25 protein-coding genes and 1 tRNA gene are annotated in these 24,894 nt (G+C 70.0%); 19 read left to right on the top strand and 7 right to left on the bottom strand.

Going from position 1 to position 24,894, the window contains the following annotated elements; genetic code table 11:
- The 13 genes from thrS (at position 1) to R9Z33_RS18750 (ending at position 11,648) form a co-directional block, all read left to right on the top strand.
- Entirely contained in the window at positions 1-1,959 is a 1,959-nt protein-coding gene (gene thrS, locus R9Z33_RS18810) for a threonine--tRNA ligase (protein ID WP_318648094.1), read from the top strand.
- Between the two features lie 73 nt (positions 1,960-2,032).
- Positions 2,033-2,557 (top strand): translation initiation factor IF-3, encoded by a 525-nt coding sequence (gene infC, locus R9Z33_RS18805; protein WP_318648093.1) that lies wholly within the window; start codon positions 2,033-2,035, stop codon positions 2,555-2,557.
- A 130-nt stretch (positions 2,558-2,687) separates the two neighbouring features.
- Positions 2,688-3,644 (top strand): alpha/beta hydrolase, encoded by a 957-nt coding sequence (locus tag R9Z33_RS18800; RefSeq protein WP_318648092.1) that lies wholly within the window; start codon positions 2,688-2,690, stop codon positions 3,642-3,644.
- 12 nt (positions 3,645-3,656) lie between these two features.
- Positions 3,657-4,622 (top strand): Bug family tripartite tricarboxylate transporter substrate binding protein, encoded by a 966-nt coding sequence (locus R9Z33_RS18795; RefSeq protein ID WP_318648091.1) that lies wholly within the window; start codon positions 3,657-3,659, stop codon positions 4,620-4,622.
- Positions 4,623-4,776: 154 nt separating this feature from the next.
- Positions 4,777-6,150: a signal recognition particle protein gene (ffh, locus tag R9Z33_RS18790; protein ID WP_318648090.1), complete on the top strand. Its 1,374-nt coding sequence runs from the start codon at positions 4,777-4,779 to the stop codon at positions 6,148-6,150.
- Positions 6,151-6,178: 28 nt separating this feature from the next.
- On the top strand, positions 6,179-6,511 hold the full coding sequence (rpsP, locus tag R9Z33_RS18785) for a 30S ribosomal protein S16 (protein ID WP_318648089.1): 333 nt from the start codon (positions 6,179-6,181) through the stop codon (positions 6,509-6,511).
- An 8-nt stretch (positions 6,512-6,519) separates the two neighbouring features.
- On the top strand, positions 6,520-7,050 hold the full coding sequence (gene rimM / locus R9Z33_RS18780; protein ID WP_318648088.1) for a ribosome maturation factor RimM: 531 nt from the start codon (positions 6,520-6,522) through the stop codon (positions 7,048-7,050).
- Complete coding sequence (gene trmD / locus R9Z33_RS18775) at positions 7,047-7,760, top strand: tRNA (guanosine(37)-N1)-methyltransferase TrmD (protein WP_318648087.1); 714 nt, start codon at positions 7,047-7,049, stop codon at positions 7,758-7,760. Before rimM ends, trmD begins: the two co-directional genes overlap by 4 nt.
- A gap of 26 nt (positions 7,761-7,786) precedes the next feature.
- The gene (rplS, locus tag R9Z33_RS18770) at positions 7,787-8,191 is read left to right on the top strand and encodes a 50S ribosomal protein L19 (RefSeq protein ID WP_318648086.1); all 405 of its coding nucleotides are present in this window, start codon (positions 7,787-7,789) and stop codon (positions 8,189-8,191) included.
- Between the two features lie 100 nt (positions 8,192-8,291).
- The gene (leuC, locus tag R9Z33_RS18765) at positions 8,292-9,722 is read left to right on the top strand and encodes a 3-isopropylmalate dehydratase large subunit (protein WP_318648085.1); all 1,431 of its coding nucleotides are present in this window, start codon (positions 8,292-8,294) and stop codon (positions 9,720-9,722) included.
- Position 9,723: 1 nt separating this feature from the next.
- Entirely contained in the window at positions 9,724-10,350 is a 627-nt protein-coding gene (leuD, locus tag R9Z33_RS18760; RefSeq protein WP_318648084.1) for a 3-isopropylmalate dehydratase small subunit, read from the top strand.
- Positions 10,347-11,459 (top strand): 3-isopropylmalate dehydrogenase, encoded by a 1,113-nt coding sequence (gene leuB / locus R9Z33_RS18755; RefSeq protein ID WP_318648083.1) that lies wholly within the window; start codon positions 10,347-10,349, stop codon positions 11,457-11,459. Before leuD ends, leuB begins: the two co-directional genes overlap by 4 nt.
- Positions 11,460-11,572: 113 nt before the next feature.
- A tRNA-Arg gene (locus tag R9Z33_RS18750) sits at positions 11,573-11,648 on the top strand.
- 72 nt (positions 11,649-11,720) lie between these two features.
- On the opposite strand, the gene R9Z33_RS18745 is transcribed toward R9Z33_RS18750, so the two are convergent.
- From R9Z33_RS18745 to R9Z33_RS18730, 4 genes are read right to left on the bottom strand one after another with little or no spacing between them, the layout of a single operon-like run.
- On the bottom strand, positions 11,721-12,683 hold the full coding sequence (locus tag R9Z33_RS18745; RefSeq protein ID WP_318648082.1) for a Bug family tripartite tricarboxylate transporter substrate binding protein: 963 nt from the start codon (positions 12,681-12,683) through the stop codon (positions 11,721-11,723).
- 26 nt (positions 12,684-12,709) lie between these two features.
- Complete coding sequence (locus tag R9Z33_RS18740; RefSeq protein ID WP_318648081.1) at positions 12,710-13,363, bottom strand: phosphorylase family protein; 654 nt, start codon at positions 13,361-13,363, stop codon at positions 12,710-12,712.
- The gene (locus R9Z33_RS18735; RefSeq protein ID WP_318648080.1) at positions 13,356-14,720 is read right to left on the bottom strand and encodes an amidase; all 1,365 of its coding nucleotides are present in this window, start codon (positions 14,718-14,720) and stop codon (positions 13,356-13,358) included. The genes R9Z33_RS18740 and R9Z33_RS18735 overlap by 8 nt, the downstream gene beginning before the upstream one ends.
- Positions 14,717-14,893: a hypothetical protein gene (locus R9Z33_RS18730; protein WP_318648079.1), complete on the bottom strand. Its 177-nt coding sequence runs from the start codon at positions 14,891-14,893 to the stop codon at positions 14,717-14,719. The genes R9Z33_RS18735 and R9Z33_RS18730 overlap by 4 nt, the downstream gene beginning before the upstream one ends.
- Before the next feature lie 281 nt (positions 14,894-15,174).
- Between R9Z33_RS18730 and R9Z33_RS18725 the strand changes: the two genes are divergently transcribed.
- From R9Z33_RS18725 to ychF, 6 genes are all read left to right on the top strand, one after another.
- The gene (locus R9Z33_RS18725; RefSeq protein ID WP_318648078.1) at positions 15,175-16,344 is read left to right on the top strand and encodes a CaiB/BaiF CoA transferase family protein; all 1,170 of its coding nucleotides are present in this window, start codon (positions 15,175-15,177) and stop codon (positions 16,342-16,344) included.
- Positions 16,341-17,234, top strand: coding sequence for a hydroxymethylglutaryl-CoA lyase (locus R9Z33_RS18720; RefSeq protein WP_318648077.1), 894 nt, complete (start codon positions 16,341-16,343; stop codon positions 17,232-17,234). Before R9Z33_RS18725 ends, R9Z33_RS18720 begins: the two co-directional genes overlap by 4 nt.
- Before the next feature lie 152 nt (positions 17,235-17,386).
- A complete protein-coding gene (locus R9Z33_RS18715) occupies positions 17,387-18,058 on the top strand; it encodes a 50S ribosomal protein L25/general stress protein Ctc (RefSeq protein WP_318648076.1) in 672 nt (223 codons plus the stop codon).
- Positions 18,059-18,070: 12 nt separating this feature from the next.
- A complete protein-coding gene (gene pth / locus R9Z33_RS18710) occupies positions 18,071-18,643 on the top strand; it encodes an aminoacyl-tRNA hydrolase (RefSeq protein ID WP_318651673.1) in 573 nt (190 codons plus the stop codon).
- A complete protein-coding gene (locus R9Z33_RS18705) occupies positions 18,643-19,086 on the top strand; it encodes a hypothetical protein (protein WP_318648075.1) in 444 nt (147 codons plus the stop codon). The genes pth and R9Z33_RS18705 overlap by 1 nt, the downstream gene beginning before the upstream one ends.
- Before the next feature lie 24 nt (positions 19,087-19,110).
- Entirely contained in the window at positions 19,111-20,205 is a 1,095-nt protein-coding gene (gene ychF / locus R9Z33_RS18700; RefSeq protein ID WP_318648074.1) for a redox-regulated ATPase YchF, read from the top strand.
- Between the two features lie 6 nt (positions 20,206-20,211).
- Here the strand turns inward: ychF and R9Z33_RS18695 are convergent, their stop codons facing one another.
- Genes R9Z33_RS18695 through glf form a run of 3 tightly spaced genes read right to left on the bottom strand, consistent with a single transcriptional unit; the run spans position 20,212 to position 24,892 of the window.
- Positions 20,212-21,477 (bottom strand): Zn-dependent hydrolase, encoded by a 1,266-nt coding sequence (locus tag R9Z33_RS18695; RefSeq protein ID WP_318648072.1) that lies wholly within the window; start codon positions 21,475-21,477, stop codon positions 20,212-20,214.
- A 40-nt stretch (positions 21,478-21,517) separates the two neighbouring features.
- Positions 21,518-22,600 (bottom strand): family 1 glycosylhydrolase, encoded by a 1,083-nt coding sequence (locus tag R9Z33_RS18690; RefSeq protein WP_318648071.1) that lies wholly within the window; start codon positions 22,598-22,600, stop codon positions 21,518-21,520.
- A gap of 12 nt (positions 22,601-22,612) precedes the next feature.
- Positions 22,613-24,892, bottom strand: coding sequence for a UDP-galactopyranose mutase (gene glf, locus R9Z33_RS18685; RefSeq protein WP_318648070.1), 2,280 nt, complete (start codon positions 24,890-24,892; stop codon positions 22,613-22,615).
- Positions 24,893-24,894 lie beyond the last annotated feature (2 nt).

The following is a 24,894-nucleotide window of genomic DNA, read 5'->3' as shown; positions in this document are numbered from 1 at the left end:
ATGCCCGCGATCACCCTCCCTGACGGTTCCCTTCGCCAGTTCGACGGCGCGGTGACCGGCACGACGGTGGCCGCCTCCATCGGCCCGGGCCTCGCCAAGGCCGCGCTGGCCATGGTCGTGAACGGCGAGACGATGGATCTCAGCCGGGAGATCACGGAAGATTCCAGCCTGCGCTTCATCACCCGCAAGGACCCCGAGGCGCTGGAGCTGATCCGCCACGACGCCGCCCATGTGCTGGCGGAAGCCGTACAGGAGCTGTTTCCCGGCACGCAGGTGACGATCGGCCCCGCCATCGATAACGGCTTCTACTACGACTTCGCGCGCAACGAGCCCTTCACCACGGCGGACTTTCCCGCCATCGAAGCGAAGATGCGCGAGATCATCGCGCGCAACGCTGCCTTCACCCGCGAGGTCTGGCCGCGCGAGCAGGCCATCGAATTCTTCGAGAAGAAGGGCGAGCGCTACAAGGCGGAGCTGATCCGCGACCTGCCGGTGGATGTGCCCATCTCGATCTACCGCCAGGGCGATTGGCTCGACCTCTGCCGCGGCCCGCACATGCCCACGACGGGCGGCGTGGGCACCGCCTTCAAGCTGATGAAGGTGGCCGGCGCCTATTGGCGGGGCGATCATCGCAACGCGATGCTGAGCCGCATCTACGCGACGGCCTGGCGCGACCAGAAGGAGCTGGACGCGCATCTGCACATGCTGGAGGAGGCCGAGAAGCGCGACCACCGCCGCATCGGCCGCGAGATGCACCTCTTCCACATGCAGGAGGAGGCGCAGGGCTCCGTCTTCTGGCACCCCAATGGCTGGAAGCTCTACCGCACGGTGGAGGACTACATGCGCCGCCGCCTGGATGCCTCGGGCTACCAGGAGGTGAAGACGCCGCAGTTGGTGGACCGCAAGCTCTGGGAAGCTTCGGGCCACTGGGAGAAGTTCCGCGCGGGCATGTTCCTCGCCTCCGTCGAGGACAAGGCCGAGGCCGACAAGATCAACGCGCTGAAGCCGATGAACTGCCCCTGCCACGTGCAGATCTTCAACCAGGGCGTCCGCTCCTATCGCGACCTGCCGCTGCGCATGGCCGAATTCGGCGCCTGCCACCGCTACGAGCCCTCGGGCGCGCTGCACGGCATCATGCGCGTGCGCGCCTTCACGCAGGATGACGCACATATCTTCTGCGAGGAGAGCCAGATCGCCGATGAGACGGTGCGCTTCGTGGCGCTGCTGTCGGACATCTACCGCGACCTCGGCTTCCCCGAATTCCGCGTGAAGTTCTCCGACCGCCCCGAGACGCGCGCCGGCGACGACGCCACCTGGGACCGCGCCGAGGGCGCACTGCGCGAGGCCTGCGCCATCGCCGGCGTCGAATATGAGCTGAACCCGGGGGAGGGCGCCTTCTACGGCCCCAAGCTCGAATTCGTCCTGCGCGACGCCATCGGCCGCGACTGGCAATGCGGCACGCTGCAGGTGGATTTCGTGCTGCCCGAGCGGCTGGACGCCGAATACACGGCGGAAGACGGCACGCGCCGCCGCCCGGTCATGCTGCATCGCGCCATCCTGGGCAGCTTCGAGCGCTTCCTCGGCATGCTGATCGAGCAATATGCCGGCCGCTTTCCGCTCTGGTTGGCGCCCCGCCAGGTGGTGGTCGCCTCCATCGTGGATGATGCGGCACCTTACGCCGAGCAGGTGGTGGCCGCGCTGAAGGCCGCGGGAATCCGGGCCGAGGCCGATATCCGCAACGAGAAGATCAACCGCAAGGTGGTGGACCACATCGAGACCCGCGTCCCCGTCCTGGCCGTGGTCGGCCGGCGCGAGGCGGAGGAGGGGATGCTGGTGCTGCGCCGCCTGCCGGGCCGCGAGCAGGAAACCCTGCCGCTGGCCGAAGCGGTGGCACTGCTTGCAAATGAGGCAACCCCTCCCGACATGCGGGCAAATCACACGCAGACGGTTGCGGCTTGACGCGGACCGTCCCATAAGTCGCTTTGCAGACGTATCGTAACTGAGACAGGAGACGACCATAGCACGAGGCCCCATGCCCCCTTCGCCCCCCTCCCGCGAGGGGCCGCGCGTGAACGAGGAGATCCGCGTTCCGCAGGTTCGTCTGATTGACGAGAATGGCGAAATGCTTGGCGTGATGAGCATCCGCGACGCGCTGTACAAGGCGTTCCAGGCGGGGCTCGATCTGCTGGAAATCAGCCCGAACGCCGTCCCGCCGGTCTGCAAGATCACCGACTACGGCAAGTTCAAGTACGAGCAGCAGAAGAAGGCCAACGAGGCCCGCAAGAAGCAGAAGGTCGTCGAGATCAAGGAAATCAAGGTTCGCCCGAACATTGATGACCATGACTACGACGTGAAGATGCGTCAGGCGAAGAGCTTCATCGGCGAGGGCGACAAGGTGAAGGTCACCCTCCGCTTCCGCGGCCGCGAGATGGCGCACCAGGAACTCGGCGTGAAGCTGTTGGAGCGGATCCGGACCGAACTGGTCGAGCTGGTGAAGGTCGAGCAGATGCCACGCTTGGAAAACCGCCAGATGATCATGGTGCTGGCGCCCAAGTAGCGCCGGCTTCATCCGTCATCGCTGGCATGACATGGCGGCGCGAGCCGCCATTTTCATGTCCGGCGCCTGGGATCGCGGCCTGGGCGCGTCGCGCTGGACATTGTCCGGATGAATTCATAGCCTCAAGGCAATGATCGAGCAGGACCCGATCGAGCCTGGGCTGCAGGCCTATCTCGAGCACACACGGCGGGTGACGGCGGGCCTTGGGCCGCTGGGCGGCCTGACGCCGGGGCAGCGACGGGAGCGGGCTGAGCGCTATGCGCTCGCCACGCAGGAGCCGCACCCCCCGGGACTGCACACGCGCACCGCCTACATCGTGCTTCCGGGCCGGGAAATCCCGGTGCGGATCTATCGCCCGCCGGGCCCCGCCCGCGCCGCCCTCGTCTATCTGCATGGCGGCAGCTGGATCGCCGGCAGTCCTGAGACGCATGACTTCGTCACTGCCAGCCTGGCCATGAACACGGGCGCGCAGGTCCTCAGCGTCCATTACCGCCGCGCCCCGGAAAACCCCTATCCCGCGCCCACCGAGGACGCCCTGGCCGCCTTGCGCTGGGCCCTCGGCCATGCGGCCGCGCTCGGCCTCGACCCGGCGCGGATCGGCCTCGCGGGGGACAGTGCCGGCGGCAACCTCGCGGCCGGCGCCAGCCTCATGGCGCGGGACCAGGGCGGCCCCGGGCCTGCCTGCCTGGTCCTGATCTACCCCGTGCTGGACCGCGACCTCGACACGCCGAGCTACCGCGCGGCGCGCGATCCCATCCTGACGCGGGAGGCGATGCGCGAGGCCTTCGACGCCTTCGCACCACCGGTGAGTGATCCCTTCGCCCTGCCGCTGCGCGCGCCGGACCTGTCCGGCCTGCCGCCCTGCCTGCTCTCCATCGCCGAGCGTGATCCGCTCCGGGATGAGGGCCTGGCCTTCGCCGCGCGGCTGCGGGCGGCCGGGGTGCCGGTCTGGTGCCGCGAGGCGCCGGGCATGATCCACAGCTATCCCCGCGCCCGCCGCCACAGCGCCGCGGCCGAGGCCGAGTTCCAGCAGCTCTGCGCCGCGATCCGGGCGGCCCTGAACCTGCCCGACATTCCCCCCTGGTGAAGGAATCCGCCCATGCGCCGTCGCCGTCTGCTCGCCCTGCTCCCTGCCACGCTGGCCGCGCCGGCCCTCGCCCAGGGCTTTCCCGAGCGCCCGGTCACGCTGGTCATTCCCTTCGCGCCGGGCGGGTCGAGCGACGCCATCGCGCGCCTCCTCTCCGAGCGGATGACGCCGATCCTGGGACAGCCGGTGGTGGCCGAGAACCGGCCGGGCGCAGGGGGCATCGTCGCCTCGCAGTCCGTGGCCCGCGCCCGGCCGGACGGGCACACGCTGCTCTTCGGGGGGCTTTCGGCGCAGATCCTGGTGCAGGGCGTGCAGCCCAACCTCCCCTTCGATCCGGTGGCGGATTTCGCGCCGGTGATCATCACCTCGAAGGTCCCGCTCGTGCTGGTGGCGGCGCGGCAATTGGAGGTGAATGACGCGGCCGGCCTGATCCAGCGGATCCGGCGCGAGCCGGGGCAGCACAATTTCAGCTCGGCCGGCAATGGCACCTCGGGCCATGTCGCCGCGCAGCATTTCGCCGATGTGAACCAGCTCCAGGTCACCCATGTGCCCTATCGCGGCAGCGCGGCCGGGCTGGCCGACCTGATCGCCGGGCGCATCTCCTATCTGGCGGACACGCCCTCGGTGGTCGCGGCGCAGGCCCAGGCGGGGCAGTTGCGCGCCCTGGCCACCTTCTCGGGCACGCGCGCCGCCGCCCTGCCGCAGGTGCCGACGATGCGCGAGGCGGGGCTGCCGCAGGTGAACAACATGGAGCCATGGCAGGCCATCCTCGCGCCGCGCGGCACGCCCGAGCCTGTGCTGGCCCGGCTGAACGCCGCGCTGACCAGCATCCTCGCCGATCCGGAGGTACGGGCGCGGTTCGCCGCCATCGACCTGACCGTGATAGGAGGAAGCGTCAGCGAGGCCGCCCGCTTCTTCCGGGCCGAGAACGACCTCTGGGTGCCGATCCTGCGGGGCATGGGCCTTTCGGCGACGTAAGCCGGCGCGCGCCGAACATGATTGACGCCCTCGGCCCGAGCCCCTAAACGCAGCTTCGTCGGGAAACCCCGATATGGGTCCTGCGATCTGCGGGATCTCCGTCGCTCCGCGAGTTTCGCGCAGCGGCGCGTTTGACGTTTGGAAGGGCTCTTTGGTGTTCGAGACTTTGGGCAACAGGTTGCAGGGAGTGTTCGACCGCTTGCGCGGCCGCGGCGCCCTGTCCGAAGCCGATGTCTCCGACGCGCTGCGCGAGGTGCGCGTGGCCCTGCTCGAGGCCGATGTCGCCCTCTCCGTGGTGAAGGACATCACCGCCCGCGTGCGCGAGCGCGCCGTGGGGCAGGAGGTGATCCGCTCGATCCAGCCCGGCCAGCAGGTCATCAAGATCGTCAATGACGCGCTGGTCGAGGCGCTGGGCGGCAATGATCCGGGCCCGCGTGGCATCAGCCTGGAGGCCGCGGCGCCCGTCGCCATCCTGATGGTGGGCCTGCAGGGCTCGGGCAAGACGACCACCTCGGGCAAGATCGCGCTGCGGCTGAAGGGCCGCGAGCGCAAGAAGGTGCTGCTCGCCAGCCTCGACGTGCACCGCCCTGCCGCGCAGCTACAGCTGGCGCAGCTGGCCGAGCGCGCGGAAGTGACCAGCCTGCCGATCATCGCCGGCCAGACGCCGCTGCAGATCGCCGAGCGCGCCATGGATCTGGGCCGGCGCGAACTCTACGACGTGGTGATCCTCGACACCGCCGGCCGCCTCTCGATCGACGAGGCGCTGATGGCCGAGGTCGCGGCGGTGAAGCAGGCGGTGACGCCGCACGAGACGCTGCTGGTCGTGGACGCCATGACCGGCCAGGACGCGGTGAACACCGCGCGCATCTTCAACGAGCGCGTGGGCGTCACCGGCATCGTGATGACGCGCGTGGATGGCGATGCGCGCGGCGGTGCGGCGCTGTCCATGCGGGCCGTCACCGGCGCACCGATCAAGCTGCTGGGCGCGGGCGAGAAGCTCGACGCGCTCGAGGATTTCCACCCGGACCGCATCGCCAACCGTATCCTCGGCATGGGCGACATCGTCTCGCTCGTCGAGCGCGCGGCCGAGACGATCGACCAGGCCGAGGCGGAGAAGCTCGCCGCCCGCATGCAGAAGGGCCAGTTCTCGCTCGAGGACTATGCCCAGCAGCTGAAGCAGATCGGCAAGATGGGCGGCATGAGCGGCCTGATGGGCATGCTGCCGGGTGTCGCCAAGGTGAAGGCGCAGCTGCAGGACGCCAATCTCGACACCGGCATGCTCAAGCGTCAGGCGGCCATCATCGGCAGCATGACGGTGAAGGAACGCCGCCAGCCCGAGATCATCAAGGCGTCGCGCAAGCGGCGCATCGCGGCCGGTTCGGGCGCCTCCGTGCAGGAGGTGAACCGGCTGCTCAAGCAGTTCGAGGACATGCGCGACATGATGAAGCGCATGAACAAGATGGGCCAGAAGGGGATGATGCGCGGCGGGCTCGCCAGCCTCCTCCCCCAAGGTCGTAGGCCGTTTTGATTTTGACTTTACCGAAGGAGACAGCCCGATGGGCCTGAAGATCCGCCTTGCCCGCGCCGGCGCCAAGAAGCGCCCCTACTACCACATCGTGGTGGCCGACAGCCGTTCGCCGCGCGATGGCCGCTTCATCGAGAAGGTGGGCAGCTACAACCCGATGCTGCCGGCCGAGCATGCCGACCGCATCCGCCTGCAGGAGGAGCGCATCAAGGAGTGGCTCTCCCAGGGCGCGCTGGCGACGGACCGCGTGGCGAAGTTCCTGGGCCGCGCCGGCCTGATGGCGATGCCCGCGATCCCGACGCAGCCGATCCAGTCGGCGCCGAAGAAGAAGGCGCAGGAACGCGCCGCGGCCGCCGCGCGCTGATCTGATCCATGGCGCCGGCGATGATCCTGTTGGGCGAGATCGGGAGGCCGCACGGTGTGCGGGGCCTGGTGCGCGTCCGCAGCTTCACCGCCGAGCCCGAGGATCTGACGGCCTATGGCCCGCTGAGCGACGCCACGGGCACGCAGCGCTTCGTGCTGGAGATGCTGGCGCCGGACCTGGCCCGCATCGATGGCGTGAACGACCGCGACCAGGCCGCGCGGCTGACCGGCACGCGCCTCTATGTTCCGCGCGAGGCGCTGCCGCCGCCCGAGGACCCCGACGAGTTCTACCTCTCGGACCTCGAAGGCCTTGCGGCGGTGACCGAGGCGGGCGAGGCGCTGGGCCGGGTGCGCTCGGTCGAGGATCACGGGGCGGGCGCCTTCCTCGTGCTGGAGGGGCCGCCCGAGCGGCTGGTGCCCTTCACGCGCGCGGCGGTGCCCGCGGTGGACATCGCGGCGCGCCGCGTGACCGTGGTGCTGCCGGCGGAAATCCTGGTGGAACCGCAGCCGGATGAGCAAGGGGAGGCGGGTGCGGCATGAGCTGGCACGCGACGATCCTGACGCTCTTCCCGGAGATGTTCCCCGGGCCGCTCGGTGTCTCGCTCGCCGGGCGCGCGCTGCGCGAGGGCATCTGGCGCTGCGAAGCGCTGGACATCCGCAGCTTCGCGACGGACCGCCACCGCACCGTGGACGACACGCCCTTCGGCGGCGGCGCCGGCATGGTCATGCGCCCCGATGTGGCGGATGCCGCCATCTCGGCCGCGATGCCGGATGGCGATGCGCGGCCGCTGGTCTATCTGACGCCGCGTGGCCGGCTGCTCGACCAGGCGATGGTCCGCGACTTTGCGGCCGGGCCCGGCGTCGTGCTGTTCTGCGGCCGGTACGAGGGCCTGGATCAGCGGGTGATCGAGGCGCGCGGCATGCGCGAGGTCAGCCTCGGCGACTACGTCCTTTCGGGGGGCGAGGTTGCCGCTCTGGCGTTGCTCGATGCCTGCGTGCGGCTGCTGCCCGGCGTCATGGGTGCCTCCGAAAGCGCCGTCGAGGAAAGCCACAGCGCGGGGCTGCTCGAATACCCGCACTACACGCGGCCCGCCGAATGGCAGGGCCGCGCCGTCCCGCCCGTGCTGCTCTCGGGCCACCATGCCGAGGTGGCGCGCTGGCGGCGCACCCAATCCGAGGCCGCGACGCGCGAGCGGCGGCCCGATCTCTGGAACCGCATGCAGGTTGCGGGCGCGCAAGCCCCGGCCTAAAGCAATCTCTTCGAAAGGACTTGACCATGAACCTCTTGCAGCAGTTCGACGCCGACCAGAAGGCCCGCCTGACCGCGAGCCGTCCCGTTCCCGAATTCGCCGCCGGTGACACCGTGCGCGTCATGGTGAAGGTCGTGGAAGGCGAGCGCACGCGCGTTCAGGCCTATGAGGGCGTGGTGATCGCGCGCTCCAACCGCGGCCTGCACAGCAACTTCACCGTGCGCAAGCTCTCCTACGGCGAGGGCGTGGAGCGCGTCTTCCCGCTGCACTCCCCGGCCATCGCGGAGATCTCCGTGGTGCGTCGCGGCAAGGTGCGCCGCGCGAAGCTGTATTACCTGCGTGGCCGCACCGGCAAGTCGGCGCGCATCGCCGAGAAGCTCGGCCTGCGCACGGCCCCCGAGGCTGCCGCCAAGGACGCCGCCGAGGCCTGAGGCCCGGATGCCGGGGGCCGCTGCCGCCCCCGGCCGATGCCTGCGAAGGGCCCCGCCGGGCCCCTCGCCCCGTTGAGAGACCGAGAGGGAGAAGCCGCCAATGAGCGACGGAAAGCCGCGCACGCTGTTCGACAAGATCTGGGCCGCCCATGTGGTCGAGACGCTGCCGGACGGGACGGCCCTTCTCTACATCGACCTCCACCTCACCCATGAGGTGACGACGCCGCAGGCCTTCGAGGGGCTGCGCCTCGCCGGCCGCAAGATCCGCCGGCCGGACCTGACGCTCGGCGTGATCGACCACAACATCGCCACTGACGCCTCGCGCTACACCGGCATTGTGGACCCCGAGAGCCGCCTGCAGGTGGAGACGCTGGAGAAGAACGCGGCCGAATTCGGCATGCCGCTGATCCCGTTGCTCGACCAGCGCCAGGGCATCGTCCATGTCATTGGGCCGGAACTGGGGCGTTCGCTGCCGGGTATGACCATCGTCTGCGGTGACAGCCACACCTCGACGCATGGTGCGATGGGCGCGCTCGCCTTCGGCATCGGCACCTCCGAGGTGGAGCATGTGCTGGCGACGCAGACGCTGCTGCAGAAGCCGGCCAAGAACATGCAGGTGCTGGTCGAGGGCAACCTCGCCATCGGCTGCTCGGGCAAGGACATCACGCTCGCCATCATCGGCAAGATTGGCACGGCGGGCGGCACCGGCCACGTCATCGAGTATTGCGGCGACACCATTCGCGCGCTCGACATGGCCGGCCGCATGACGCTCTGCAACATGTCCATCGAGGGCGGCGCGCGCGCCGGCATGGTGGCGCCGGACCAGACCACCTTCGACTATATCCGCGGTCGCCCCATGGCACCGAAAGGCGAGGCGCTGGAGCGCGCCATGGAATATTGGCGCAGCCTGCCGAGCGATCCGGGCGCGCATTACGACCGCGTGGTGAAGCTTGCCGCGCATGAGATCGCACCGCAGGTCACCTGGGGCACCAGCCCCGAGGACGTGCTGCCCATCACCGGCGTGGTGCCCAACCCGGAAGAGGCGAAGGACGAGGCGCGCCGCGCCCAGCTTCGCCGCATGGTCGAATACATGGGCCTGACGCCGGGCCAGAAGCTGACGGACCTCAAGATCGACGTCGCCTTCATCGGCAGCTGCACCAACAGCCGCATCGAGGACATCCGCGCCGCCGCCGCCATCGCCAAGGGCCGCCGCGTGGCCGATGGCGTGCGCGCCATGGTGGTGCCGGGTTCCGGCCTCGTGAAGGCGCAGGCGGAAGCCGAGGGGCTGGATCGCATTCTGACCGAGGCCGGCTTCGAGTGGCGCGAGGCGGGCTGCTCGATGTGCCTCGGCATGAACCCGGACAAGCTGACGCCGGGCCAGCGCAGCGCCAGCACCAGCAACCGCAACTTCGAAGGGCGCCAGGGCCCGGGCGGGCGCACGCACCTGCTCTCGCCCGCCATGGCTGCGGCGGCTGCGATTGCCGGCCACCTGGCCGATGTGCGTGATTATCAGCCCAAGGGGAGCCTGTGACATGCAAGCCTTCACCACGCTGACCGGCATCGCGGCCCCGCTGCCCAAGGCCAATGTCGACACCGACCAGATCATCCCCGCGCGCTTCCTGAAGTCCATCGCGCGCACGGGCTTCGGCAAGAACCTTTTCGCCAATTTCCGCTACAATGCGGATGGCTCGGAGCAGCCGGATTTCGTGCTGAACCAGGAGCCCTATCGCAAGGCTGAGATCCTCATCGCCTTCGAGAATTTCGGCTGCGGCTCCTCGCGCGAGCATGCCCCCTGGGCCCTGCTCGATTTCGGCATCCGCTGCGTCATCGCGCCGGACTTCGCCGACATCTTCCACAACAACAGCTTCAAGAACGGCCTGCTGCCCATCCGCCTGCCGCGGGAGATCTGCGAGAAGCTGATGGAGGACGCCAAGCTCGGCGGCAACGCCCGCATCACGGTGGACCTCGAGCGCAACGTCGTGGTGCGCCCGAATGGCGAGGAGATTCCCTTTGCCATTGATCCGTTCCGCCGCCACTGCCTGCTGAACGGCCTGGACGATATCGGCCAGACCATGCAGCACACCCAATCCATCGACAGCTACGAAGACAAGCAGCGCCAGGCCCAGCCCTGGCTGCATGCCGCGGAGAACCGCCTGTGATCGCCAACAAGAAGCTCCTCGTCCTGCCCGGTGACGGCATCGGGCCCGAGGTGATGCACGAGGTCCGCCGCGTCATCGACTGGATGGAGCAGCGCCGCCTCGTGCGCTTCGAGATCGGCGAGGGCCTGGTCGGTGGAGCGGCAATCGACGCCGAGGGCGTGCCCTGCCCGGACCGCACGCTGGAAGCGGCGCGCGAAGCGGATGCGGTGCTGTTCGGCAGCGTCGGCGGCCCCAAGTGGGACAAGCTGCCCTTCGAGCAGCGCCCCGAGCTCGGCATCCTCCGGCTGCGCAAGGAGCTGGGGCTCTTCGCCAATTTGCGCCCGGCCATCGTGCTCGATCCGCTTGTGGACGCCTCCTCGCTCAAGCCCGACGTGGTGCGCGGCCTCGACATCATGATCGTGCGCGAGAGCACCGGCGGCATCTATTTCGGTGAGCCGCGCGGCATCCACACCGATGCGAATGGCAAGCGCATCGGCATTGATACCGAAGTGTATTCCGAGGACGAGATCGCCCGCGCCGCGCGCGTTGCCTTCGACCTCGCGCGCAAGCGCCGCAACAAGGTGACGAGCACCGAGAAGGCCAACGTCATGCAGTCCGGCCGCCTCTGGCGCGCCGTGGTGAGCGAGGTCCACAAGGCCGAGTTCCCGGATGTCGAGCTGGAGCACATGTACGCGGACAACGCTGCGATGCAGCTCTGCTCGCGCCCCAAGCAGTTCGACGTGATCCTCGCCTCGAACCTGTTCGGCGATGTGCTGAGCGACCTCGCGGCCGCGCTCACGGGCTCGCTCGGCATGCTGCCCTCGGCGACGCTGGGCGCGGTGCAGCCCGATGGCCGGCGGCATGCGCTCTATGAGCCGATCCATGGCTCGGCGCCGGACATCGCGGGCAAGGGCATCGCGAATCCGTCGGCGCAGATCCTTTCCTTCGCCATGCTGCTGCGCTGGTCCTTCGGCATGGAGGAGCAGGCGCGCATGGTCGAGCAGGCGGTGGAGCGCGTGCTGGCCGGCGGGATGCGCACGGCGGATATCATGCAGCCCGGCATGGCGCGCATCAGCTGCTCCGTGATGGGCGAGAGCGTGGTGCGGGAGCTGAACAAGATCGCCGGTTGATCCGCGCGGCACGCATGGCGCCCCTGCCGCAACGCGCGGCGGGATCGTCACAAAGCTGACGCCCGGGGGGTTGCGCGGCATGGCCGCGAAGGCTATTCCCCGGGCCACGGCAAGCACCCGTAGCTCAATGGATAGAGCACCAGACTACGAATCTGGGGGTTGGAGGTTCGAGTCCTTCCGGGTGCGCCACTCTTCCTGATGGAACACAAAAAAGGGCGAGCCTCGCGGCTCGCCCTTTTGCGTTGGCCGCCGGGCCGCGGCCTATTCCGGTTCGATGCCGGCGGCGCGGATCGCGTTGGTCCACTTCACCGTCTCGCTGCGCATGAAGGCCTGTGCCTCCTCCGGCGTGGAGGGCGTGACGGTCATGCCCAGCACCTGCTCCAGCCGCTGGCGCAGTTCGGGATTCGCGCTGGCCTGGCGCACGGCGGCGTTGAGGCGTGCGATGTGCGGCGTGGGCGTGCCGGCCGGTGCTACCAGCACGAACCAGGCGAAGAGCTCGTAACTCGGCAGGTTGCCGGCCTCCGCCACCGTCGGAATCTCGGGCAGCTGCGGCGAGCGGCCGCGCGTGGTCACGCCCAGCACGCGCAGCTGGCCGGCCTGGGCGGCGGGCAGGATCACCGCCTGGTCGGCCACAAAGAGGTCCACGCGCCCCGCGATGAGGTCCTGCACGGCGGCGGGGGAGGAGCGGTAGGGCACGTGCAGCATGCGCGCCTGCGCCATGCTGGCCAGCATCTCGGTCGCGACGCGCTGCGAGGAGGAGGCGGAGGCGAAGGTCACCGCCTCGGGCCGGGCGCGCGCCGCCGTCAGCAGGTCATTCAGCGTGCGGTGCGGGCTGTTGGCCGCGACGGCGACGAGCAGCGGCACCGAGGCCAGCAGCGAGATGGGCGCGAAGTCGCGCTCCATGTCGAAAGGCACGCGGCGGAACAGGGCATTGGCGGCCGCATTGGTGGAGTTGGTGCCGAAGAGGATGGTGTTGCCATCGGGCGTGGCGCGCGCCACCGCCTCGGCGCCGATCAGGCCCGAGGCGCCGGCGCGGTTCTCCACGACGACGGGCTGGCCCAGCCCCTCGCGCATGCGCTCGGCGAAGAGGCGGGCGACGATGTCGGTGGCGCTGCCGGCCGCGAAGGGCACGACGCCGCGGATCGGCGCGGTGGGCCAGTCCTGCGCGGCGGCGGGCAGGGCGAGGGCGGCAGGGGCGGCGGTGAGAAGCGTGCGGCGAAGCATGAAGGGTCCTCCGGTTTGCGCGGCAGTTAGAGCGCGGGCCCGGCGGAGGCAAGCGCGCGGCGCAACGCCGCATGGGCGGCGGCGCTGGCGCGCGCGAGGCGCAGCAGGGCAGGCAGGTCGCCCGGGCGGCGCAGCAGCGCGCCGAGCACGCGCAGCGGCGCGGGCGAGCCGTCCGGGTTGAGCCCGACGGTGGCGGCCTCGGGCAGCACATCCCCGGGCCCATCGGCCACGGCGCGCAACGCGGCAAAGGGCAGGCCGCGCGCTCGCGCGAAGCGCCATGCGGCGCCGCTTTCCATGTCCACCGCCCGCGCGCCCGAGGCGCGATGCAGCGCACCCTTCTCGGCGGCGCTGGCCAGCAGCGTCCCGCTCGCGGCAATGAGGCTGGCCCGCGCTCCGCAGCGCGCCGCGATCGCCGCCTGCCAGGACGCGTCCACGCCAAGCGTCTCGCCTGCCTCCCACAAGGACGAGGCGACAAGCAACTCGCCCGTCGTCACGCCGGGCGCGAGCCCGCCCGCGATGCCGAAGGAGAGCACCGCCGTCGCATCGGCGGGCCAGAGCGCGTCCAGCCGCCCCGGATCGCCGCCCGAGACCACGCAGCGCACGCCCGGCGGCAGCAGTGCCGCCTCGCTCTTCAGCCCGACGGCGACGACGCAGCCGGGCGGAAAGACCGCCTCAGCCATCGAGCGGCGGCGCACGGTCCTTCCAGGGCGCCGCGCGTTCGAAGCCATGGGCCACGCGCAGCAGAAGCGCCTCGGTGAAGGCCGGCGTCACGAATTGCAGCGAGAGCGGCAGCCCGCCGGAGGACAGGCCCGACATCACCGTGATGGCCGGGTGCCCGCTGACGTTGAAGGGCGTGCGCGCCTGGCGCGGATAGGTGCGCTCCACCGCTTCGGTGTCGTCGATGCGGCAGGCGGGGTCCATGCTGCTCGCCGTCAGCAGGACGTCCACATCCTGGAAGGCGGCCTCGATCGCGGCGATGAGCTGCGTGCGGCGCCGCGCCGCGTGCATGTAGTCCACCGCCGGCAGGAAGAGGCCGGGCAGCAGGCGGCGGCGCGTGACATTCGCGTATTCGTCGGGCCGCGTGGTCAGCCATTCCTCATGCACGGCCGAGCTCTCGGCATAGAGCACCGTGCGGTTCACGGCGGCGAATTCCGAAAGCCGCGGCAGCGTCACATCGGTGACGATGGCGCCCTCGGCCGCAAGCAGCCGCGCGCCCTCTTCCAGCGCCGCCGCCATTTCCGCGTCGGCCGGCATGTCCGTCTCATGGAAATGCCGCACGAAGCCGATGCGCAGGCCCTTGAGGCCGAGGCCGAGGTCCCGCGAGTAATCCTCGCGCCCGCCGGACATCACGTTCAGCATCAGCGCGGCGTCGCGCACGGTGCGCGTCAGCGGTCCCACATGGTCGAGCGAGAAGGCCAGCGGAAACACGCCCTCGCGCGGGACCAGGCCGTAGGTCGCCTTGAGGCCGACGATGCCGCAATGCGAGGCCGGGTGCCGCACGCTGCCGCCGGTGTCGGTGCCCAGCGCCGCCGGCAGCATGCGCGCGGCCACCGCCGCCCCCGAGCCGGAGGAGGAGCCGCCCGGGTGATGCGCCGTATTCCAGGGGTTGCGCGCGGGCGGGAAGGGCAGGTCGAAGGCGGGGCCGCCAATGGCGAATTCATGGGTGGCGAGCTTGCCCGGAAACACCGCGCCCGCCTTGCGCAGCAGCCCTACCACCGCTGCGTCTTCCGTCGCCACATGATCCAGGCGCAGGCGCGAGTGGCAGGTCGTGGGGTGGCCGGCCAGGTCAATGATGTCCTTGATGCCGATGGGGATGCCGTGCAGCGCCGAGCGCGGGCCGTTCTTCGCGATCTCGGCCTCGGCCTCGCGCGCCGCGGCCTCGGCCTCGGGCAGCGTCTGGCGGATGAAGGCGTTGACCTGCGGCTCGACGGCCGCGATGCGCGCCGCGCAATCGGCGAGGAGCTCGACGGGCGAGAGCCGGCGGGCCGCGATCAGGCCCGAGGCCTCGGCCAGTGTCATCTGGTGCGGCGCGGTCATGCGCGCGGCCCCTGATAGGCGGGAGTGGGCTCCAGCGCCGGATCGCTGCTGCGGGGCAGGGCGGCCTTGTGCTTGGCGAGGGTGGCCAACGCCTCCTCCACATCGGCGGGGAAGCGGGTGGCCGTGGCAGCGAGGCCGGCGGCCTGGGCCAGGGTCTTGGTGCGTTCATCCATGGGGGAATTCCTCCGGCGTGATGCGCGGGAGAGTGGCGCATGCGGAGGCAGGCCGGAAGCGGGGCGCCCGAAAGATGGGGGCGGATGCCGCGAGGCACCCGCCCCCGAGTTGGGTCACGCGCCTGCGCGCATGCAGGCGGCATCCGGGAGAGACGGGAGAGGCAGGGGAACCGCTCCCGGACATGATCCATAGGCCGCGTGAATGAAGATTCCCTTTCGCGGGATTTCTCGGCGGGGCCGGCCCGCGCTACACCCGCGCGGTGAATCACGGGGGAACACGCATGCTGCCCTTGCAAGGCCTGAAGATCGTCGAGCTGGGGCACTATATCGCCGCCCCCTTCTGCACCCGCCTGCTGGCTGATCTCGGCGCCGAGGTCATCAAGGTCGAGCCGCCGGAGGGCGACCCCTTTCGCGGCTGGGGCTCGAAGAAGGACGGGCATTCCGTCTGGTTCAGCGTGCATGGCCGCAACAAGCTCTCCGTCACGCTCGACCTGAAGAGTGCCGAGGGCCAGCGCCGCGTGAAGGCGCTTTGCGCCCGCGCCGATGCGATGGTCGAGAATTTCCGCCCGGGCTACCTGGAGCGCATCGGCCTTGGCCCCGCCGTGCTGCAGGCGGAAAATCCGCGCCTCACCATCGCGCGCATCAGCGGCTATGGGCAGGACGGGCCTTACCGCGACAAGCCCGCCTTCGGCGCCATCGGCGAGGCGATGGGCGGCCTGCGCCACCTGACCGCCAATCCCGGCCAGAGCGAATATCCGCCGCCGCGCTGCGGCGTCTCCATCAGCGACGATCTGGCCGGCATGTATGCGGCGCTCGCGCTGGTCTCCGCCTGCTGGGGGCGGGACCGCACCCCCGACGGCAAGGGGCGCATCCTGGATCTCGACCTCGTCAGCAGCGTCTTCTCGCTGATGGAGGGCATGCTGCCGGAATACGGGCTCACTGGCGCCATCCGCCAGCCGGCGGGCGCGGCGATTCCGACCGCCGCCCCCACCAACACCTATCCCTGCGCCGATGGGAAGTGGCTCTGCGTCGCTGGCAATTCGGACCTGATCTTCCGCCGCCTGATGACGCTGATCGGCCGTGAGGAGCTTTCGGCCGATCCCCGCATGGCGACGAATGGCGGCCGCTGCGAACACGCGGCCGAACTCGACGCCGCCATCGCCGCCTGGACGAAGACCCTGCCGGCGCGCGAGGCCGAGGCGCTGCTGGAGCAGGCCGAGGTTCCCTGCTCGCGCCTCTATGACATGGCCGATTGCGCGAATGACCCGCACTTCCGGGCGCGCGGCACGGTGCTGCCGGTGCAGGACCCGCTGCTGGGCGAGGTGCTGCACCCCGCACCGCCCTTCCGCCTCGATGGCGTGACACCGGCCGAGATGGTGCGCTGGACGGGCCGCGCCGCCGGTGCTGACAATGACCATGTGTTCCATGAATTGCTGGGAGAAGCCCGATGAACGTCACCCTCTCCGAGGTGAGCCCGCGCGACGGGCTGCAGCCCATCAAGCAATTCGTGCCGACCGAGACGAAGATCGCCCTTGTCCGCGCGCTGCATGCCGCCGGAATCCGCCGCATGGAGGTGGGCAGCTTCGTCAGCCCCAAGGCCATCCCGCAGATGGCGGATACGGGCGAGGTGCTGCAGGCGGCGAAGCAGCTGGATGGCCTGGAATGCACTGTGCTGGTGCCCAACCGCCGCGGTTTCGACGCGGCGATCGCGGCGGGTGCCGATCGCCTCGGCCTCTTCATGTCGCTCACCGAGGGGCACAACCAGGCCAACCTCAACCGCTCGCGCCAGGCGAGCTTCGATGATCTCTCCTCCATCGTGCGCGATGCGCCGCCCGGCCAGAAGATCCGCTTCAACCTCTCCTGCACCTTCCATTGCCCCTTCGAGGGCGTGGTGGATGAGGCGGAGGCGCTCTCCTGGGTGGAGCGTGTCGCCGCGCTGAATCCGGAGATGGAGATCTCGCTCTGCGACACCACGGGCAATGCCGCACCCGACCAGGTGCGACGCCTGATGCGCCAGGCGATCGAGCATTTCGGCAACCGCTTCGCCTATCACGGGCATGACACCTATGGCCTCGGCCTCGCCAACATGGCCGCCGCGTGGGAGGCGGGCTGCCGCGTCTTCGATGCTGGATCGGGCGGGATCGGCGGCTGCCCCTATGCGCCGGGGGCCACGGGCAATACGGCGATGGAGGATGCGGTCTGGATGTTCCACCGCATGGGGGTCGAGACCGGGGTGAACTGGCAGCGCCTGCTGGAAGCGGCCGACCTCGCCGCCGGCATCGCGGGCGCCATGCCGGGCGGGCGCGTGCGTGGCGTGCCGGGGGCGCGCGCCGCGGCGTGAGCGCCGCATCCCTGGCATGCGGCGGCGGATCGGGGCTTGGCGGCGCCGCGCGCTTCCCCTAAACCCCCTCGCACGGTGGCACCCCTGGAGGCCGCCTCCGTGCGTGCGCCCATCGCGCCGTGCGGAATCACACCCGTTAAGGAGCAAGTGGCATGGTCCAAACCATCAGGATCGAGGCCGCGGCGCGCGGGCGTGCCGGTAAGGGGGCGGCGCGCGCGACCCGGCGAGAGGGGCTTGTCCCCGGTGTTGTCTATGGGGCGAAGAAGGAGGCGACGCTGGTCGCTTTCGACCCCCGCGACATCATGAAGGAAATGCACAAGGGCGGCTGGCAGTCGCACCTCTATGAGGTGGCGGTGAAGGACGGCCCGACGGAGCGCGCCCTGATGCGCGACGTCCAGTTCGACCCGGTCACGGACCGCCCGCTGCACATCGATTTCCAGCGGCTCGCCCCCGGCGCGCGCATCCGCGTGAAGGTGCCCGTCGCCTTCCTGCACGAAGAGACCTGCCCCGGCATCAAGACGGGCGGCGTGCTGAATGTCGTCCGCCGCGAGATCGAGGTGATGGCCGACGTGGACACGGTGCCCGAGCGCTTCGAGGTGGATCTGGCGGAAGCGAAGATCGGTGACAGCCTGCGCTGGTCCGCCGTGAAGGACAGCTTCGGCGCCAAGCCCGTGATCACCGGCCGCGACTTCGTGGTGGCGACCATCGCCGCGCCGACCGTGGTCGAGGATGCGGTGGCCGCGCCGCCGGCCGAGGTCCAGGCGACCAAGCAGAAGGCGCCCGCCGCCGCTGCCGCCGCCAAGGCCCCCGCGAAGAAGAAGTAAGCCGGCTTGGCGCTGCTCTGGGTGGGTCTCGGCAATCCCGGGCCCGAACACGCAAGGCAGCGCCACAATATCGGCTTCATGGCGCTCGACGCCATTCAACGCCGCCACGGGTTCTCCCCGTGGCGGTCCAAGTTCAAGGCGGAACTGGCCGAGGGAACCCTCGCCGGCGAGAAGGTCTTCCTCCTCAAGCCGCAGACCTACATGAATCTCAGCGGCGATGCGGTGAAGCCCGCCAGCGCCTTCCACAAGATCCCGCCCGCCGCCATCACCGCCTGGCATGACGAGCTCGACCTCGCACCGGGCAAGATGCGCGTGAAGCAGGGTGGGGGCACGGCCGGGCATAACGGGCTGCGTGACATGCAGCGCGCGCTGGGCACGCCGGAATTCGGCCGCGTGCGGCTGGGCATCGGCCATCCCGGCCAAAAGGACCGCGTGAGCGGCTATGTCCTGGGCGGCTTCGCCAAGGATGAAGGCTGGGTTGGCCCGCTGGTCGATGCGCTGGCCGATGCGGCGCCCCTGCTGGCCGAGGGCAAGCCGGCGGAATTCATGACGCGGGTGGCGTTGCTCACCCAGGAGAAAGCCTGATGGAACCGGTCGTGGTCGAGGAATTCTTCGGTGGCCCAGGCCCCGAGGATCTGCTGAACGCGGCGGCCGCCATCGCCCAGGCGCTGCGCCAGTTCGCCGCGACCGAGGCGCAGGCGGCGGCGGGCCTCACCGCCTGCCTGCCCCGCGCGGGCGAGCCGGGCCCGATCAGCGACATTCGCCGCGGCAAGGCCGTGGCACTGGCCGCGGCCGAGGCCGCAAGCCGCGCCGCGCTGCTGCTGGAGGCGGCGGATCTGCTCGCCCCTGGCGGCACGGCGGCCGAGATCGCCACCGCGCTCGGCAACGCCACCCGGCGCGCGGGGCTGGCGCCCGGCGTGCTCGTGCCGCTGCTGCGCGCGGCCGCACTTTCCCTGCCCACGGATGACGCCGCGGCCCGCATCGCGGCCTCGGTGCGCGTGCAGGAATTGGCCAACCTGCTGGCCTGACCCCCTTCAGACGGAACGGAAGACATGGGCTTCAATTGTGGAATCGTGGGCCTGCCCAATGTCGGCAAGTCCACCCTGTTCAACGCGCTGACGCAGACGGTGGCGGCGCAGGCGGCGAATTACCCCTTCTGCACGATCGAGCCCAATATCGGCCGCGTGGCCGTGCCGGATGAGCGCCTCTCCAAGCTCGCCACCATCGGCAAGAGCCAGAAGATCATTCCGACCAGCCTGGAATTCGTGGATATCGCGGGCCTGGTGCGTGGCGCCTCCAAGGGCGAGGGGCTGGGCAACCAGTTCCTCGGCAACATCCGCGAGGTGGATGCCATCGTGCACGTGCTGCGCTGCTTCGAGGATGGCGACGTGACGCATGTCGAGGGCAGCGTGGACCCGCTGCGCGACATGGAGACGATCGAGACCGAGCTGATGCTGGCCGACCTCGACAGCCTCGAGAAGCGCGTGCCCGCGCTGCAGAAGAAGGCGCGCGGCAATGACAAGGAGGCGCAGGCGCAACTCGCCCTCGTCGAGGCGCTGCTGCCTGCGCTTCAGGCCGGCCGTGCTGCCCGCACTGCCGTGCCCAAGGGCGAGGAGGAGGCGGCCAAGCGCCTCGGCCTGATGACGACGAAGCCCGTGCTCTACGTCTGCAACGTGGAGGAGGGTGCCGCCGCCACCGGCAATGCCCACAGCCAGCGCGTGCTGGAATTCGCGGCACGCGAGAAGGCCAGTGCCGTCGTCGTCTCGGCCGCCATCGAGGCCGAGATTGCGCAGATGGCCGAGGCCGATCGCGGCGAGTTCCTGGAGACGCTGGGCCTCTCCGACAGCGGGCTCGATCGCGTCATTCGCGCGGGTTACGGCCTGCTCGGCCTGATCACCTACTTCACCGTGGGGCCGAAGGAGACGCGCGCCTGGACCATCATCCGCGGCATGACGGCGCCGCAGGCGGCGGGCGTGATCCATGGCGATTTCGAGCGCGGCTTCATCGCGGCCGAGACCATCGGCTATGACGACTACATCACGCTGAACGGCGAGCAGGGTGCCAAGGAAGCGGGCAAGATGCGCGTCGAGGGCAAGACCTACGTCGTGCGCGACGGCGACGTGATGCTGTTCCGGTTCAACGTGTGACGCGAACTACGCCGCCGCGGCCTTCGCGCACCAATGCGTGATGGCGGCGGTGGCGGCGGCGAAATCCTCCATCCGCATGTCCTCCAGCGGCGTGTGGCTGCCATTCTGGTTGCGGACGAAGACCATGGCGGCCGGAATGCCGGCCTGGGCGAAGGCCGCCGCGTCATGCCCGCCGCCGGAGGGCATGATCTTGTGCGCGATGCCCATCGCCTCGGCCGATTGCCGCAGCGCCTCGCGCAGCTTGGCATCCATCGGCGTGGGCACGCTGGCCTGCCGGCCTTCCAGCGCGAAGCTCACGCCGCGCGCGGCGCTGATCTCGGCGATCAGCCGCTCGATCTCGGCATAGGCGCGATCGAGCGTGGCGAGTTCCGGCGCGCGCACATCAAGGCTGAAGGTGATCTCGCCCGGCACCTTGCCGAACCCCGCCTGATCTGTCGTCGTGATGGTGCAGAAGGTGATGACGAGCGGCACGCCTTCCGCCTCCAGCGCGCCCCAGAACTGGTCCAGCCGGTGCGCGAATTCCGCGAGCGCCAGCGCCGCATCATGGCGATAGGCGCGCGGCGTCGCGCCCGAATGATTCCACTCGCCGCGCACGATGCCGCGCCGGATGCGGCGGTTGCCCGGCAGTGCGGTGACGAGGCCCATCGGGATCTCCTCCGCGTCCAGCACCGGCCCCTGCTCGATATGCAGCTCGACATAGGCCGCGACCGCTTCGGGCAGGAGGTGCTTACGGCCCTGGCGCAGCGCGTCCGGGTCGAAGCCCAGTTCGCGCATGTGGTGCTCCAGCGAAAGGCCGGTGTCGGGCCGCAGGATCGAGAGGTTCTCGGGCGGGAAGCTGCCCAGCGCGCCGCGGCTGCCAGGGAAGCCGTTGAACCAGGCGCCGCCCTCCTCGGCGCGGATCGCCATCACCGTCACGTCGCGCGTCGGCGTGAAGCCCGCCTGGCGCATGCCGGCCACCACCGCCATGCCGCAGAGCACGCCGGCCGCACCATCGTAATTGCCGCCCTGCGGCACGGAATCGAGGTGGCTGCCCAGGATGATGCGCGGCAGGCTGCGATCGGTGCCGGGCAGCGTCATGTACATGTTGCCCGCGAAATCCACGCTGATCTCGAGGCCGAGCCGCTCCGCCTCGGCGCGGACCAGCGCATGGGCGATTTCCTCGCCCCGCCCATAGGCCTCGCGCGTGACGCCCACGCCGTCGAAGGTGGTCTCGCGCAGCGCATCGAAGAGGCGTTGGGCGAGGGCGATGTCGGGGCGGAGGTTCGTGGCCATGTGCCATCATTCCCCGCGCGGGGGGCTTCCGCAACACGCCTTATCGGACGGGGGAGCGCGCCCGCAGCGCGCCGAGCCTTTGCAGGGCCGCGCGCTGTCCGGGCCGGACGAAGCGCCGCCCGTCTTCGGTGCCGATCGGCCCGCAGGGGCAGTGCCTTCCATTGTCCCAGCCCGGATAATCCAGGATCGGATAGACGCAGAGGGCCTGCAGATCCACGCCGAGGTCGAGCGCCGCCTGGGCTTCCGCCGCAATGTAGCCGAGCCAGGCATCGCCCATCGGATCCTCTGCGCCCGTCTCGCTGATGATGATGGGCCGGTCGAAGCGGCGGGCGGCGTCACGCAGCAATTCGCGCAACGGGCGATACGCCCGGCTGCCCTGCCGCACCGTGCGGCGCAGCAGCGTCCACTGGTTGTGCGGGTAGTAGTTGAAGCCCACGACATCGATCGCCGAGGCATCCTCCGCGAGGATCTGGTCCAGCGCGGCGAAGGAGGCCTCGACCTCCGCACGGGCCTGCGCTTCCTCGTTCCGGCCCTCCCGGGGCACCACCCAGATCAGCGGCTCGCACACCATGATCGGCTCCAGCGCGCCCGCCTCCCGCAGCGCGCGCACGGCGGCGAGGTGGCCACGCACGAGCTGGTGCTTCAGCTGGTCGCCACGCTTCATCAGATAGGGTCCGAAGCCGCCGGTCTCTCCGCCCGCCCAGGCCCAGAAGGCCATCTCGTTCACCGGCACCCAGCCCGCGACATCAGCACCCTCTGCCCGCAGCATCCGCACGCAGGCGCGCGCGAAATCCGCCAGCGCGCGCGGGAATTCGGGCGACATCACGTCGAGGTGATCCGGCACGCCCCAGTGGCACAGGCCCCAGACGACGCGCATGCCGGCCGCGCGCGCGCCACGGACCTGCTCCAGCGCGGAGGTGAAGTCATACTCCCCGCGCCGCCGCTCGATGAGGTGCCAGCGCAGCGATTCCCGCGCGCAGCGGACGCCGAGCGAGCGGAGGATCGCGTGGTCCAGCATGGCCCATCGGTCATGCTGCGTGCCCGCGATGGAATCCACCCGCTTGCCGTCATGGCGCCGATGGCTGGCGCCCTCGAAGCCACCCCAGACGAAATCCGCGAACACGGATCGGGCGCCCTACTCCGCCGCCCGCACCCGGGCCAGGCTGCCCTCCGTCAGGCGTCGCGCCGCCGCCAGCGCCTGGCCCACCACCTGGTCCATGTTCAGGTAGCGATAGGTGCCGAGGCGGCCGAGGAAGGTCATGTCCGGCTCCTGGTCCGCCAGCGCCTCATAGCGCTTGTACAGCGCCTGGTTGGCGAGGTTGGGCACCGGGTAGTAGGGCTCGCCCTCGGCCGAGGAACGCTCGCGGCACAGGCTCGTGCGGCGATGGCTCTGGCCGGTCAGATGCTTGAACTCGGTGCAGCGCGTGTAGGGCGTGTCGAGGGCGGGATAGTTGATCGTCGCCACCGGCTGCGCGAATTCCACGTCGCGCGTCTCATGCTCGAAGATGAGTGAGCGGTAGGGCAGCGCGCCGAAGCGGTGGTTGAAATAGGCATCCACCGGCCCGGTGAAGACCGTGTGGCGGAAGCGAGCGCGCGGCACATCGGCATGGTCGGTCGAGGGCATGAAGACGATGTTCGGATGGTCCAGCATGTTCTCGAACATCCGCGTGTAGCCGGCGGCCGGCATGCATTGGTGCCGGTCGAGGAAGTAGCGGTCATCGGCCGAGGTCCGCGTCGGCACGCGGGCCGTCACCGAGCGGTCGAGCTCGGACGGGTCCACGCCCCACTGCTTCACCGTGTAGCCGCGAAAAAGCGCCTCATAGAGCCGGCTGCCCACCGAGGCGACGACGAAGTCCCGCGCGGAAATCACCTCGCCCACCTCCTCGGCGAGGCTGGCCAGGAAGGCCTGCGTCGTCTCCTCATCGGCGAGGCGCAGGCTGAACATGCGGTTCAGCGTGGTCCGGTTGATCGGCATGGGGACGAGGCCGCGCTCGGTGAGCGAGAGCACGCGGTGCTCATACGGGCGCCAGGCGGTGAAGCGCGAGAGGTAGCGCAGCACGTCGTCGCTGTTGGTGTGGAAGATGTGCGGGCCGTAGCGATGCACCAGCAGCCCCGCATCGTCATGCTCGTCATAGGCATTGCCGCCGAGATGCGGGCGGCGGTCCACCACCATCACCTTCTGCCCGGCCGAGGCCAGGCGCTCGGCCATGACGGCGCCGGCGAAGCCGGCACCCACCACCAGCGTGTCGGCGATGGACGCGGCGCGCATGTGCACCACGGGGGCGGCCATGCGGCGCATCTCGGCCGCCGACAGCAGCGCGGCCATCCGGTCATGGATGCCATCCCAGGAGATGGTGGCCAGCAGGTCATCCACGGCGACGAAGTCGGAATCATCGCCCTCGCGCATCGCGGCCACGGCGGCGGCGACGAAGCCCTCGGCGTCGCGCGCGATGGTGACGGCGGTGATCCCCTCGAAGCGGTGGATCACATCGGTGATCGGCGTCGAGATGACGCGCTTGCCGCCGGCGAGATATTCCGGCGCCTTGGTCGGGCTGATGAAGCGCGTCGCCTCGTTCAGCGCGAAGGGCATCAGCGCCACGTTCCAGTGCGAGAGATAGGCGGGCAGCTCGGCATATTCGCGTGGGCCGAGCCAATGGATGTTGCGCGCCTTGGGCAGTTCATCGGGCGTCAGCTTGGCGAGCGGGCCGATCATCACGATCTGCCACTCCGGCTTCAGCCGCGCGATGCCGGCGACGAGGTCGAGGTCCAGGCGCTCGTCGATCACGCCGAAATACCCGAGCACGGGGCGCGAAAGGCGGGCCTGGTCATCGGGTTCTTCCAGCGGCACGCGCGCCGCCATGAAATGCGCGAGATCCACGCCACTCGGCAGGCAATGGATGTTGTCGTGCCGGTCGCGCCGCGCCTCGTAGAGGCTGGTGCCGCCGGCGAAGACGACATCGGCCGCGCGCATCAGCTCGCGCTCCAGCGCCTTCAGCTCGGGCGAGGCGAAGCGGAAGGCCGAGAGCTCGTCCATGCAGTCGAAGGCGATGGAGCGCCAGGAGACATGGTCCGAGAACTTGCGCGCGAGCGGCGTGTAGTACCAGGCGGCCGCCCGGCCCGTGGTGACGAGGAGCTGGTCGAGCAGGCGCGCGAGGGCCTCGCTGTCGCCCGGGTCGGGCAGCAGGGGCGTCACCACATGCACGCCGGTCTTGCGGCAGGTGGTCGTGCTCAGCATGGCGCGTTCATGCGCCAGCGGCTCCTCGAAGAACCAGGTGGGACGCTGGCGCGCGAAGCGCGCCATGATCTGCTGCGGCCGCTGGAACACCGAGTTCCAGCGCAGATGGGAGAAGCAGATCAGGGGCGCAGTCGCCTCGGGCGCCGGGAACTTCGTGAGGGAGGTGCTGTCGAAGGCCATGA

It is taken from the genome of Sediminicoccus rosea, assembly GCF_033547095.1.
Lineage (GTDB): Bacteria > Pseudomonadota > Alphaproteobacteria > Acetobacterales > Acetobacteraceae > Roseococcus > Roseococcus rosea.
This window is presented reverse-complemented; position numbering and strand designations above follow the sequence as displayed.